General features: G+C 74.2%; 10 protein-coding genes. 1 reads left to right on the top strand and 9 read right to left on the bottom strand.

Features of this window, described 5'->3' with window-relative positions; genetic code table 11:
* Positions 1 to 4: 4 nt before the first annotated feature.
* The 3 genes from menC to xseA all read right to left on the bottom strand — a co-directional run bounded on the left by menC (position 5) and on the right by xseA (position 2,875).
* Positions 5 to 1,123 (bottom strand): o-succinylbenzoate synthase, encoded by a 1,119-nt coding sequence (gene menC, locus ElP_RS32515; RefSeq protein ID WP_145277409.1) that lies wholly within the window; start codon positions 1,121 to 1,123, stop codon positions 5 to 7.
* Between the two features lie 81 nt (positions 1,124 to 1,204).
* Positions 1,205 to 1,495 (bottom strand): exodeoxyribonuclease VII small subunit, encoded by a 291-nt coding sequence (xseB, locus tag ElP_RS32510; RefSeq protein WP_145277407.1) that lies wholly within the window; start codon positions 1,493 to 1,495, stop codon positions 1,205 to 1,207.
* A gap of 6 nt (positions 1,496 to 1,501) precedes the next feature.
* On the bottom strand, positions 1,502 to 2,875 hold the full coding sequence (xseA, locus tag ElP_RS32505; protein ID WP_145277405.1) for an exodeoxyribonuclease VII large subunit: 1,374 nt from the start codon (positions 2,873 to 2,875) through the stop codon (positions 1,502 to 1,504).
* 614 nt (positions 2,876 to 3,489) lie between these two features.
* On the opposite strand from xseA, the gene ElP_RS32500 reads away from it, so the two are divergent.
* Positions 3,490 to 5,220 (top strand): ArnT family glycosyltransferase, encoded by a 1,731-nt coding sequence (locus ElP_RS32500; RefSeq protein WP_145277403.1) that lies wholly within the window; start codon positions 3,490 to 3,492, stop codon positions 5,218 to 5,220.
* Positions 5,221 to 5,369: 149 nt separating this feature from the next.
* On the opposite strand, the gene ElP_RS32495 is transcribed toward ElP_RS32500, so the two are convergent.
* The 6 genes from ElP_RS32495 to ElP_RS32470 form a co-directional block, all read right to left on the bottom strand.
* Positions 5,370 to 6,182: a PEP-CTERM sorting domain-containing protein gene (locus ElP_RS32495; protein WP_145277401.1), complete on the bottom strand. Its 813-nt coding sequence runs from the start codon at positions 6,180 to 6,182 to the stop codon at positions 5,370 to 5,372.
* Positions 6,183 to 6,482: 300 nt separating this feature from the next.
* Positions 6,483 to 7,067: a hypothetical protein gene (locus tag ElP_RS32490; RefSeq protein WP_145277399.1), complete on the bottom strand. Its 585-nt coding sequence runs from the start codon at positions 7,065 to 7,067 to the stop codon at positions 6,483 to 6,485.
* Between the two features lie 267 nt (positions 7,068 to 7,334).
* Entirely contained in the window at positions 7,335 to 8,384 is a 1,050-nt protein-coding gene (locus ElP_RS32485) for an LpxL/LpxP family acyltransferase (protein ID WP_197446543.1), read from the bottom strand.
* Between the two features lie 233 nt (positions 8,385 to 8,617).
* Complete coding sequence (locus tag ElP_RS32480; RefSeq protein WP_145277395.1) at positions 8,618 to 10,342, bottom strand: amino acid adenylation domain-containing protein; 1,725 nt, start codon at positions 10,340 to 10,342, stop codon at positions 8,618 to 8,620.
* A 165-nt stretch (positions 10,343 to 10,507) separates the two neighbouring features.
* Complete coding sequence (locus ElP_RS32475) at positions 10,508 to 11,785, bottom strand: SGNH/GDSL hydrolase family protein (protein WP_145277393.1); 1,278 nt, start codon at positions 11,783 to 11,785, stop codon at positions 10,508 to 10,510.
* Positions 11,782 to 12,909, bottom strand: a complete 1,128-nt coding sequence (locus ElP_RS32470) for an SGNH/GDSL hydrolase family protein (protein WP_145277391.1) — start codon at positions 12,907 to 12,909, stop codon at positions 11,782 to 11,784. Before ElP_RS32470 ends, ElP_RS32475 begins: the two co-directional genes overlap by 4 nt.
* Positions 12,910 to 12,926: the final 17 nt, after the last annotated feature.

Below are 12,926 nucleotides of genomic sequence, written 5' to 3'. Positions count from 1 at the left end.
CCGCTCAGGCCACGCCCGCCTCCAGGGTCACCTCGCGTCGGGTGTTGGAGACGATGCGATCCTCGATCGGCTCGTGGCCGAGGCCGGGGCCGGTGGGGACGGTGACGTACCCGTCGTGGGCGAGGACGGGGGGATCGACGAGGTCCTGGAGGTAGTACTTGTCGGAGCCGGAGACGTCGCCGGGGAAGACGAAGCCGGGGAGGCTGCACACGGCGACGTTGGCGGCGCGGCCGATGCCGAACTCGTGCATGCCCCCGCACCAGACCGGGACGCCCCGGGTGAAGCAGAGGTCGTGGATGCGTCGGGCCTCCATCAGGCCTCCGACCCGGCTGACCTTGATGTTGATGACCCGGCAGGCGTCCAGCTCCAGGGCCTTGCGGGCGTCGGCCTCGGAGTGGATCGACTCGTCGAGGCAGACCGGCGTCCGCAACGCGGCCTGGAGGCGGGCATGGTCGATGATGTCGTCGTGGGCCAGGGGCTGCTCGATGAGCAGGAGGTCGAACTCGTCGAGCGCGCGGAGCAGGTCGATGTCGTTGAGCGTGTAGGCCGAATTCGCGTCGACCTGGAGCAGGATGTCGGGGTAGGCCCGGCGGACCTCCCGGACGACCTCGACGTCCCGGCCGGGGCCGATCTTCAGCTTGATGCGTTTATATCCCGAGGAGAGGTGGCGCTCGATCGTGTCCAGGAGGGCGGCCGTGTCGTCTTCGATGCCGAGGCTCACGCCCGAGGCGATCCGGGGCCGGACGCCGCCGAGGAAGGCGGCGAGCGGGACGCCCTCGGCCCTCGCCAACAGGTCACAGCAGGCCATCTCCAGACCGGCCTTGGCGAAGTTGTTCCCCTTGACCAACCGATAGAAGGCGGTCAGGTCGTCGATGGCCTCCCACTCCCGGCCCAGCACGAGCGGGCCGAGGAAGTCGCGCAGGAGGTGCCAGCACGTCTCGGTCGTCTCGGGGCAGTAGTAGGGGTCGGACGGGCTGGCGCATTCCCCCCAGCCGACGAGGCCGTCGTCGGACTCCACGCGGACGACGATGTGTGCGAGGTGGTCCTTCACGCTGGAGCTTGTCCGGAAGGGGCGGACCAGCGGCAGGCGGACGAGCTTCAGGTCGATGCGGCGGAGACGCATGGCGGCGGGTGGTTGGGGGATGCCGGATCCGGCCGGACGGGGCGGCCGAGGATGGGCGGCGTCGGGGCGGGGCTCGGCGGTTCAATCGTCGTCGGGCTCGTCCGGCGAGGCCGCGGTGGGGGCGTCGAAGGGGGTGGTGATCGGGGAGCCGTCGGGGGAGGAGCCGGTGAGCAGCGCGACCCGGCGCTCGGCGTCCCGCAGGGTGGAGCGGCACCTCGACAGGAGGCGGACGCCGCGCTCGTAGCGGGAGAGGGAGGCGTCGAGGTCCAGGGAGCCGCGCTCCAGCTCGGCGACGATCGTCTCGAGCTGGCCGAGGGCGGCCTCGAAGGTCCGGGGGTCGTCGGGGGTCGATGGGGGCTCGGTCGGGGGCATGGCGTGTCAGCTCCGCTCGGGGTCGGTCCGGGACGGGCCGGCGCCGCCGGAGGGGGCACGCGGCTTGCGGGGGCGATCGGTCGGGCCCGGGGCGGCGGCCCCGGGGGCGGGGCGGCGGTCGAGCCGGGAGGGGCGGGGGGGATCGGCCGGCTCGGCGGGGGTGGGCGGCTCGGGGAGGGACTCGGCATCGGGCTCGACCCGGCTGAGGACCGACCCGGTCGCGAGCCGGGTGCGGATCAGGGTGCCGGGCCGGGCATCTTCGCGGGCCCGGACGATCCGGGAGTCGTCGGCCCGCTGGGTGAGGCTGTAGCCGCGGGAGAGGACGGCCAGGGGGCTGAGCGCGTCGAGCTGCGCGGCGATCGCGGCGAGGCGGTCGCGGCGGCGGTCGAGCAATCGGGAGACGGCGAGGTCGGCGCGGTCGGCGAGGGACTCGACCCGGGCCCTGGCGTCGGCGGCCCGGGTGGTCAGGGCCCGGCCCATCCGGGAGGCGTCGGCGTCGAGCCGGGCGAGGATCTCCCGGGCGTCGGGCACGGCGAGCTCGGCGGCGCCGCTGGGGGTGGGCCCCCGGGCGTCGGCGGCGAGGTCGGCGATGGTCAGATCGGTCTCGTGGCCGACCCCGGAGACGACCGGCACCCGGGAGGCGACGATCGCCCGCGCCACCACCTCTTCATTGAAGGCCCAGAGGTCCTCCAGGCTGCCGCCCCCCCGGGCGACGAGGACGAGGTCGACCCCCTCGACCCGGTTGGCCAGCTCGATGGCGGCGGCGACCTCCCCGGCCGCGCCCTGGCCCTGGGCCTTCGCCGGGGCGATCAGGATCTCGGCGGCGGGCCAACGCCGGGCGGTGATCGTGAGGATGTCCCGGACGGCGGCGCCGGTCGGGCTGCTGACGACGACAATCCGGGAAGGGAACGGCGGCAGCGGCCGCTTGCGGCCCGGGTCGAACAACCCCTCGGCGCGGAGGCGGTCGCAGAGCTGGCGGAACGCCAGTTCGAGCGGGCCGATCCCCTCGGGCTCGACCTTGCGGACGATGAGCTGATAGGCACCCTGGGGCGGGTACACGTCGAGGCCGCCCCAGGCCCGGACCGCCAGGCCGTTCTCCAGCTCGAAGGGGACCCGGGCGGCCTGCCCCCGCCAGAGGATGGCCCGGATGCGGGCCCCCTCGTCCTTGATGTCGAAGTAGACGTGGCCGGAGCGGGGCCGGGAGAGGTTGGAGATTTCCCCGAAGACGCCGACGTCGGCGAAGCCGGTCTCGACGACCTCCTTGATCAACGCCGTCAGCTCCGAGACGGCGAGCATCGGCGGGCCGGGGGGCAGGCCGACGGCCGCCTCGGTCTCGTCGTCGGGGTCGGGTCCGAAGTCGAACAGCGGGGGGCCGGGCATGGGGGGGCGGTCCGTGGCGGTCGCGGCACGAAGGGCGGGGCCGGCGTCCCTATCGGACGCCCGCCCTGTCAGTTTAGCGATTGGGACGGGTCGCTCCCAGGCCGGTTGGACGCCCGGCCGCCGGCCGGGGGGCGGCGGCCTGCGGATCGAGGGTCTCGGACACGCCGCGTTCCCGCGCCGATCATCGGTCTCGGCGATCGGGTCGGCGACGAGCGGGGCCACCTCCTCCCGGGCGCCGATCGGGCCGATCGTCGGGGCGAGGTCGGCGCTCGGGGGGCGATGCCGCCGAGGTGACCGATCGACGCGGGGGCGGTCGTGGGTTCGATCGGGACGCGTGGGCCGAGGTGCTCGGGCCGAGTCGGGGGGGGCGACGATCACGCCGAATCGACCGGGGTCGCCCGGCCGGATCCGCCCCGAGGCCTCAAGTGTTCGACGGGCTCGGCCGAACTTGTGAGGAAGTCGGGTTGTCCGCGTGGGGGCGACCTGGAATAGTGATCCGGCCCTCCGGAGCCGTGCTCGCGTCGGAGGGCGAACGGCGGGCCGCGCGGCGCGGCGGGCGAGGGGGCGGGCCCGACCCTCGCCTCGGTGCCGTCACGGCCGAGGATGACCGCGACATGAAGCCGAGCAATCCCGAGGGACCGGCGAACGCCCCCGACGCCCGCGGCCTCCCCTGGGGGTGGGCGACGGCGGCGGTCGCGGCCTACGGGGTGTCGATCCTGCTGGTGAACCCGGGCAGGCCCTGGGCCCTGACCTTCCACGAGGTCAACTTCGCCGGGCCGGCCCGGGAGTTCCTCCGCTCGGGGGACTGGCTGGTCCCCCGGATCATGGGCCGGCCGCTCTGGGACAAGCCGCCGCTGATGCACTGGTCGATCGCCGCCTCGATGGCCGCCTTCGGCACCGAGGCGGAGTGGGCGGCGCGGATGCCCGCGGCGCTGTCGGCCGTGGCCACCTCGCTGGTCGTCGCCGCCCTGGCCGCCCGGTGGTTCGGCGGCCGGGTCGGGCTGCTGGCGGGGCTGGTCCAGTCCAGCTCGATTTACGTGTTCATGCAGGGCAGGCTGGCCGAGGCGGACATGATGCTCTGCGCCGCCGTGAGTGCGGCGATGGCGAGCTTCGCCGTCGGCGTGGTCGGTCGAGATCGCCCCGCCCGATCCTGGACGCTGCTCTACTTCGGGGCGGCGGGGCTGTCGTTCCTGGTGAAGGGTCCGATCGGCCCGGCGCTGGTCGCCGCCGGCGGCGGGCTGTTCGCGATCGTCGAGCGGCGATGGGCCCCCTGGCGGCTGCTGCTCGACCCGATCGGCTGGGGGGTGATGCTCGCCCTGATCCTCGCCTGGCCGGCGGCGGCGATGCTCCGTGAGCCGGGCCTGCTGGACGTCTGGTGGCGGCACAACGTCGAGCGCTTCAGCGGCGACCTCGCCGGGGGCGGCAAGGACCCGTTCTTCTACCTGTATACGTCCCTCTGGCTCACCCTGCCCTGGACGCCCGTCGCCGCGGCGGGGATCGCGTCGGCCTGGCGGTCGGGCGAGGGCCGGGGGGGGCGGGGCAGGCTGCTGGCCTGCTGGTCCCTGGGGATGGCGCTGGTGCTCTCGCTCTCGGCGTGGAAGCACAAGCATTACATCATCCCGGCGCTGCCCCCGCTGTCGATCTGGGCGGCGATCGGCCTGTCCCGGCTCGTCTCGGCGGAGCAGGGGGGACGCTGGTCCCGGCTCCGGTCCCGGCTCCGGCCGACCTTGCCGATCCTGGCGCTGGCCGGGTTCTCGGCCGGGCTGGCGGGGATGCGATCGGGGTCGAGGCTGGTCCTGGCCGTCGGGGCCGTGGCCGGGCTGGTCGGCCTGGGGCTGACGATCGCCGAGCGATGGCGGAGGGCCGGGCGCCCGGGCGTGGCGACGGCCGGGATCTTCGCGACGGCCTGGGCGGCGTTCGTCGCCGTGCATTCCCTGGCGATGCCGGGGTTCGACGACTACCGGGGTCAGTCGGACCTGGCCCTCCGGCTCTCGGCGAGCCTCCCGGCCGGGGCCGACCTGTCGGTGGTCGCCATCCCCGACCCCCAGGTGACCTACTACCTGCCGATCCCGGTCCGGAGGCACGACGACCCCCGATCGCTGGCCGATCGGCTGGCGGCCTCGACGGGCGTCGAGCGACGGGGCCCGGTGTATGTCGTCGGCCCCAGGCTGATCCTGGGGCCGCTGGGCCGGATGGGGGAGATCCGGGTGATCGACCAGGCCGCCTCGGTCCACCCCCGCAAGGGGGAGCGGGATCGCATGATCGCCGTCGAGCTGCGGCCCGACCCCGATCGGCTGGCGGCGGTCGTCTCGGGCCGGAGGCCGGTCACGACCGCCCGCCGATGATCGACGGGCCGGGACCCGGGGGGGCGTCGCCCGATCCCCGGACCGGGAGCCGGTGATCGGGCGGCTCCGGGGGCCGACGACGGACGGGGCGGGACGCCCGCCGGCCGCTGCCGGAGGGGGTCCGCCCCGACTGGCGGCGACGGGCATCCTCAGCGCCGTCGTCGGAGCCGCGCCAGCGCGACCGGCCCGCCGAGGGCGCCGGCCAGGCCGAGCAGAGCGATCGACGACGGCTCGGGGACCGACTGGAGGGTGACCCGGCCGTCGAGCGAGAACTGGCCCGAGCCGGTCGCCCGGAAGTCCCGGAACGAGTTGGCGCCGAACTTCTGGAGGCTCGGGAACAGGGGGTTGAGGTCGAGCGTGATCCCCTCGGTGGTGGCCTGGGAGAAATCGAGGAAGTCCGAGGAGAAGGTGATTGCGTCCCCGGCGGTCACGGAGACGTCGGACAAGCCCGCTGTGGCGCCGGGCCGGCCGGTGATCTCTCCGCCGGTGAAGACGGCCTTCAGCAGCAGATCCTGGCCGAGGTATGGGGAGTCCAGGCGGACGGTGATCGTCCCGGACGTGATGGCCTGCGACAGCCGGGTCGTGCCCGAGATGCCGGGGGCCAGGTCGATGTCGATGTCCAGCGTCGCGTCCAGCCTGCCTTGCAGGGCCGCGGGCAGGATCGAGTCGAAGGCGGTGAACTCGAAGGCCACCGGGACCACGGCCCGGGCGCCGCTCGGGTAGGAGGTGGTCACCAACTCCTTGCCGCCGGAGCCGGAATCGCGATAGCTCAGGTTGTAGATCGGCTGACCGTTCTGGTCCTGACCGACCAGGGGATCGAACTGCGCGAACCGGAAGGGATCGGCCGCCGACGGCCTCGGGGCGGCGGCCATCGCCAGGGCGACCGCCGCGAGGGCGAGGGCGCGGACCAGGGACATCGTACCCCCGCCGCTGAGGCGGGGGGCCATCGTTTCAAACTGCATCAGAGCTTGCTCCTTGCTGCGTCTCAAAGCCGGGCCAGGCGCCCCATCCCGCCCCGATTTCCTGCCGTGGCCCAAGCGCGATCGGGCCCCCCGGGCCGAGCCCGGGGGCCATCTGCGTCGGGGGTGATTCGGCGAGGGAAACCCGGCACGCTCACGATGTCGGGGGGACGCCAGCTTCCCTACGTGTCACCATGCAGTCCTGGACGCAGCCGGCAGACTTTGCCGCCCCGCGGCGTTGCGTTTTATCGACGTCGGCAGATGATTCGATTGGGCCGGGGATCTAGATAAGATGGGAAGTGGCTAGATGGATGAGGCCCGGATGACGGCGACCAGGGCGTCGACCGCCTCGAACTCCTTCACCAGGTCGGGCGGCAGGGGATCGGGGTGCTGCCGGATCAGGCCGAGCAGGGCGTCCCAGGCCTCGGCGGCCCGTCGGCAGGCGAGCTGACCCTCCTCGGGGCGGTGGCGGAACATCCGGACCTCGTAGAGCCTGGCCTCGAAGTACTTCCAGTGCTCGTCGATCGCGGCGGCGATCGCCCTCAGCCGGAGGCGCTCCTCGGGCGAGGGCGGCCGCCTCGGGATCAGGCGTCGGTCCGGGGCGGCCGGAGATCCGAGCGAGGCGAAGTGCTTCGCCTCCCGGAGGCGGCTCCACTTGATGAGCTGGAGGATCCGCATCGCCGCCCGGTCGAGTTGCTCCGGGTTGAACGGTAACTCCGCCGGCCGGTGGATGCAGCCGGCCACCGTCTCCGGGACCACCGCCCGGTCCGACTGCACCACGGGCCGGGCGTAGTCGGGCCGTGGACCCGGCGGGACGGGTGCGAGGAACGTGATGCCGGGAGACTGGCCCAGCCACAGAAGCGTCGGCAGGAGTACGGTCGGCAGCATGTCGTGACGCCCTCCACTTCCCCCGGCCCGAATTCCCCTCGCCGCCCGTCGCTCCTGTGAAATCGTCAGGAATCGGTCGGTGTCTTGATCCTACCCGCCCGTTCCCGATCTTCCCGTCAGGCTGTGCGTGCCGGGAGGACGCGTCCCTGCGGGAGGACCCGGAGGCAGGCGGCGAGGCCGAGGAGGAGCGATGCCCGGACGTTCTTGCGAGGCCGAGTCGCCGAATCGGACCGTGCGTGCCCCAGTCCGTCGGCGCAGCCCGGTCCGTCAGCGCAGCGGTGACGGGGCCCGATCCGGGCCGACCCGCCCTCGCACCCGAACCCGAGGCTTGGCCGAGGGCACGGGCCTCGCGGGGCGGCCAACGGGACGGTCACCGAGGACGGCAAGGGGGGAGGAGGCCCAGAGCAGGTGGGCGATCGCCTCGGCCGGCTCGGCGGCGATGGCCGATTCGAGCCGGGAGAGGTAGCGGTCGACGGCGCGTTGCTGATCGCCCGCCGAAAGGGACCAGGGCGGGTCGATCGTCATCGAGAACCGGCCGCCGGGCCGGTGGGAGCAGAAGACCGGCAGGACCGGCGCCCCGGTGATGGCGGCCAGGTCGGCCCAGGCCGACTGGTAGTTCGACTCCCGGCCGAGCAGCCGACCGGGGCGGGCGCAGCCGGCGTCCCAGGCGACGTCGCCATTGATGAAGATCGCCATCCCCTCGCGCAGCGCCGATCGGGCCCGGAGCACCCGGAGGACCCCCTCTCCCGGGGGCATCGACCGGCGGAGGAAGAACCCGGATTGTGGGTGTCGGCCGAGGGAGTCGGGATCCCCGGCCGTGCCCGCCCGGTCGAACCAGCGGGCCAGCTCGGCCGAGACGTGCCGGGGCCGCTGGACCATCGCCCGCATCGGCACCCGTCGTCGGACGAGCCAGTGCATCGCCGAGAGATAGGCGCCGAAGTGGCCGCCGAGCAGGATCGCCCCCCGGCCATCGGCCAGGACCGCGTCGAGGTGCCCGGCCCCGTCGACGTCGAACCGGGCGATCGCCTCGTCGTCGGCCAGGCCCTCCAGGGTGCAGTCCCGGGCGGCGAACCGGGCGAGGTTGCCGGCCAGGCCCGACCGGGCGACCTCGAGGTCCCAGACACACCCGAGCGCCGACCGCGCCGACCGCAACCGGCGGTCGATCCGACCCCGCCGCCCCGGCACGGTCCCCAGCACGAGGCCGACGGCGACCAGGGCGGCGTCGCACCCCTCGGGGCCGAGCCGGCGGAGCGCCGGGAGCATCGCCCGGTAGAACCAGGGCTTCCAGCTGGTGAGGTGTCGCGGGATCGGACGCACGGGGACCTCGGTCGGGGAGGAATCCGGGTTCTCGATCCCGGGCATGGGCGGCCAGGACTCGAAGCGTCGCGGCGAGGAACTCGGGAAGGGATCGGCCCGTCCGGGGGGGGCGATCGGACCGGAGTGGGGCATCCCCCGCCCGCCATCCGGCGTCGGCCGCCCGCCCCGCCTCATCCGGGATGCCTCCGCCGACGGGGGTGATCGGCTCTGCCCCCGGATCCCGCCCGATCCGCTCAGGCGGCCTCCGGCTCGGGGCCCGAGGCGAGGGCCCCGAGGTGGGGATAATCCACCTTGTCGGTCGAGGTCGACGGGATCGACGGGAGGAATCGGATCGCGTCGGGGATCATGTAGGACGGGAGCACCGAGGCGCAATGGCGTTTCAGCGCGATGATCGATCCCTTCTGCCCCGCCTTCATCGCGACGAAGGCCGAGATGACCAGCCCCTCGGCGGTCGGGGTGGCGACGACGGCGGCCCGGGAGACGCCGTCGAGGCGGTGCAGGGCGGCCTCGATCTCGCCCAGCTCGATCCGGTAGCCGCGCTTCTTCACCATGCGGTCCCGGCGGCCGTGGTAGGAGAAGCAGCCGCCCCCGAGATCCGAGACGAGGTCGCCGGTGCGATACCAGCGGGTGCCGTCGACCGACTCGATGAAGGCGGCCTCCGTCAGGTCGTCCCGGCCGAAGTAGCCGCGCATCACGCCGGGGCCGGCGATGAGCAGCTCCCCCTCGTCGCCGTCGGGCACGTCGTCCCCCTGCTCGTCGACCACCCGGGCCCGCAGCGGCGGGCAGACCGGGCCGATCGGGAAGGGCTCGTCCCGGTCGTCGGCGATGGCCTCGGGGATGCGGTGGGCGGTGCAGACGTTCGTCTCGGTCGGGCCGTAGAGGTTCCAGAGCGTCGCATACGGCCAGAGCCTCCGGAGCCGGCGGAGGTGGGCGATCGGGAAGACCTCGCCCGCGAACAGGACGAGCCTCGGCGGGGTCAGCCCCGGCCGGTCGATCCGGCCGTACTCCGAGAGCAGGGCGAGGATCGACGGGGCCGAGTACCAGACGTCGATGGCGCGGTCGGTCAGGAAATCGCCGAGGCGGGCCGGGTCCTTGCCCAGGCCCTCGCCGACGAGCACCAGGGTCCCGCCGGCCCGGCAGCAGGCGTAGAGGTCGAAGACCGACAGGTCGAAATGGAAGGGCGCGTGCGAGGCGAACCGGCGGCCCGGCTCGACGCCGAAGGCGGAGGCGCACCAATCGAGGAAGCAGAGCGCGTTGGCGTGAGAGAGCGTCACGCCCTTGGGCGTCCCGGTCGACCCCGACGTGTAGAGGATGTACGCCACGTCGCCGTCGAAGCGGGGGGACGGGTCGGGGGTCGGGGCCTCGTCGGCCATGACCTCGGCCCAGGAGACGCCGTCGGGGTGGTCGGCGGCCCCCTCGCCCACGACGATCAGCTTCGGCATCGGCCCGGGGCCGGGCCAGCAGGAGCGGAGCGCGTCGACCAGCCCGGAGTCGACCACCACCGCCTTCACGAACGCATCGGCCAGGATCCCGGCCCCCCGGGCCGGGGGGGCGGTCGGGTCGACGGGGACGTACGCGGCGCCCGATCGGAGGACGCCGTGGATCGCGGCCACCGCCTCGGGGGACTTCGGCAGCATCAGGCCGACGCGGTCCCCCCGGCCGATCCCGTAGCGGGCGAGCCGGGCGTCGAGCCGGTCGGCGGCCCGGTCGAGCTGGTCGTAGGTCAGGACCCTCCCGTCCTCGGCCTCGACGGCCGGGCGGTCGGGCCACCGGGTGGCGGCGCGGTCGAGCAACTGCGCCAGGTGGATGGTCTCCCTCGGCGCCAGGGCCGGTCGGTGGGCCGCGTGGGCGGGGTCGACGCGGCGGTCGGGCCGCAGGCGATCGTCCTGGAGGGCCGGGGTCGTGACCGGGGTGGTCCGGGCGGGGGCGGTGCGCGGCTGGGTCGTTCTGGGTTGCATGATCGTCAATCCGTTGACGGGCATCGGGGCGAGTGGAATGCGACGGGCCGGCGTCCCGCGGGATCGCCGGGCTGGATCGGGTCGGCGGCGGGGGGAGGGCGTCACGCCGCCCGGGCCGGGGAAGGGGGCGAACTCATCAGCCATCGACCTCCCGGTCCCCGCTCATCATCGTGTCCTCCCCCCGCCCCTCCCCCAACGCCCCGACTCGGCCGCGACCGGGCCTTCGCCGGGGTGGAGGACGCGGCCGCCGCCCTCGGCGCCGAAGAGGAGGCGGGAGAGGCCGGGGTCGGCGACCAGGGCCTCGGCCAGGGCATAGAAGATCAGGCGGTGGCCGTCGGCGTTGGGGTGGTCGTCCCAGGGGGCGAGGGCCAGGGCGTCGGGGTCGTCGTCGTCGAAGGCTCCGGTCAGGTCGAGCAGGTCGACGCCGTGACGGGTGGCGATCTCGACGTGCCGGCTCACGCCGGGGTCCCGGGTCCCGGGCACGTCGGAGAGGCCGGCCCGGGGGACGACCAGGTAGGCCAGCGGCAGGTGCCGGGCCCGGCATTCGGTCGCGAGCGTGCCGACCGAGCCGTCGACCATCGCCCAGAGGTAGGGGGCGAGCTTGGCCTTCAGGCGGCTCCGCCTCTCGAGCTGGCCGGAGGGGTCGAGCTCGGTGTCCTCGTCGGTCAGCCGGGCGACGTCGAGCACGGCCCGGACGAAGTCGTAGGTCGGGTCCGCCCGGTAGCGGATCAGGTCGCAGAGGTGGATCTCCGAGAGCCTCGGGTCGAGCATCGTGCCCGAGTAGAGGACGAGGTCCGGGTCGAACCCGGCGGCATACGTCCGGAAGCGTTCCAGCCGCTGGGCCGGCCCGTAGGCGGCCATGGCGAAGTTCAGGATCTCGAAGCGGCGGTCGAGCCCGATCTTCTCGGCCCGGGCGTTGAGCCAGTCCTCCAGCCAGTTCTCGTAGGTGTCCTCCACGTCGACGCCCCAACCCATGTCGATCGACGAGCCGAGCAGGACGATCCGGAACGTCCCCTCCGGCTTCTCGACGGTATAGCCGTCCCGGTCCCGGAGCCCGAGGGCGTTGGTGGTGAACTCGTGGTCGAGCACCGGCCGGCGGACGTCGGGGTGGAGCTGGAACTGGAGGAAGGCGTCGGGGATGTAGTGCGTCGCCCCCATGTCGTGGAAGCTGACCCAGCGGTCGGGGGTGCCGAGCAGCCGGAGGGCGACCTCGTCGGTGGCGCGATCCTCGGGGGCTCCCCGGTTGATGAGCCCCTCGTAGTAGCCCCCGGCGGTGGCCTCCCGGTCGGCCCGGTTCGGCTCGGCCGAGCGGAGCGACTGCATCGCCGACCGGGCCCGGCCGGCGGGCCAGTCGGCCAGCCCGGCGGCGAGCAGGGCGGCCGAGGCGAGCAGGGCCGTCAGCAGCGAGGCGCGGGGGGCCTGGGAGGCGGAGGTCCGGGTCATCGTCGGGTCGCTCCCCCGGCCGATCCGGGCCGGCTCGATTCGGTCGGGTCGGTCCAGGGCACGCCGGGCCGGGTGGCCAGCGCGGCCTCCAGCCGGCGGGCGAGGATCGCGTGCCCGTCGGCGTTCGGGTGGTAGTCGTCCGGGCCGACGGCGATCGACCGCGGGTCGAGTCCGTCGAAGGCGTCGGACAGGTCGATGATCGGGTCGAAGCCGGCGACCGTGGCCAGGCCGACGAGCGATCGACGCTCCCGGGGGTCGATCGGCCGGCCGACCCGGGGCAGCAGGACCCAGCCGATCGGCACGCCCCGGCCCCTCGCGTCGGCGACGACCGCCCGATAGACGCCGGCCAGGATGTCCAGTCGCCTCGGCTTCAGCGCGTCCCGGACCCGGTCGGGGCCGTCCCCGGGGCGGAGGCCGCCGGAGGCGATCGCCTCCCGGTACATGGGGGCGTCCCAGCCGATGCCCCCGGGCAGCAGGGCGCGGAGGCGTCGCTCGTCCCAACCGATGTCGGCCGCCGTCGCCTGGTACAGCACGAGGTCGGGCCCGAACGACCACCCGAGCCGCTCCAGGTGCTCCCGACGCTGGCCGGGGGCGTAGCCGGGGACGCAGAGGTTGAGCAGCTCGACCCGGGGTCCCCCGAGGTCGGCCGACCGGGCGTCGAGCGCCCGTTCCAGCCTCGGCTCGAACCCCTCGCCGTCGTGGACGCCCCAGCCGACGCCGATCGAGTCGCCGATGACGGCGACCCGGTACGAGCCCGCCGCATCCCCGGCCTCGCAGCCGTCGTCCCGAAGGCCGAGCCGGTTGGTCGTCCAGCGGGCGCCCCGGAAGGTGGTGGCCAGGTCGGGACGGAGGACGCACTCCCGGAGGTCCTCGACCTTCATCGCGAGCGGGCCGTCCTTGAACGGGGCCGGGGGGGGCGTGACGGCGTCGTCGTCGAGTCGTCGGCCGGTGTCGAGCAGGTGCTCATAATACCCGGCTTCCAGGCGATCGAGGTCGGCCCGGTTCTTCCCCGATCGGAGCAGGGCGTCGGCGGCCCGGGGGCGGACCGAGTCCGGCGCCAGGCCCCAGGCGAGCAGGGCGGCGGTCAGGGCGAACTGGGGGGGGAAGGTTCGGGAGGCGGCCATGGTGCCGTCGGGCTCGG

The organism is Tautonia plasticadhaerens, from assembly GCF_007752535.1.
GTDB classification, from domain to species: Bacteria; Planctomycetota; Planctomycetia; order Isosphaerales; family Isosphaeraceae; genus Tautonia; species Tautonia plasticadhaerens.
The sequence above is the reverse complement of the archived record's forward strand: the minus strand, read 5'-3'. Positions and strand labels throughout refer to the sequence as shown.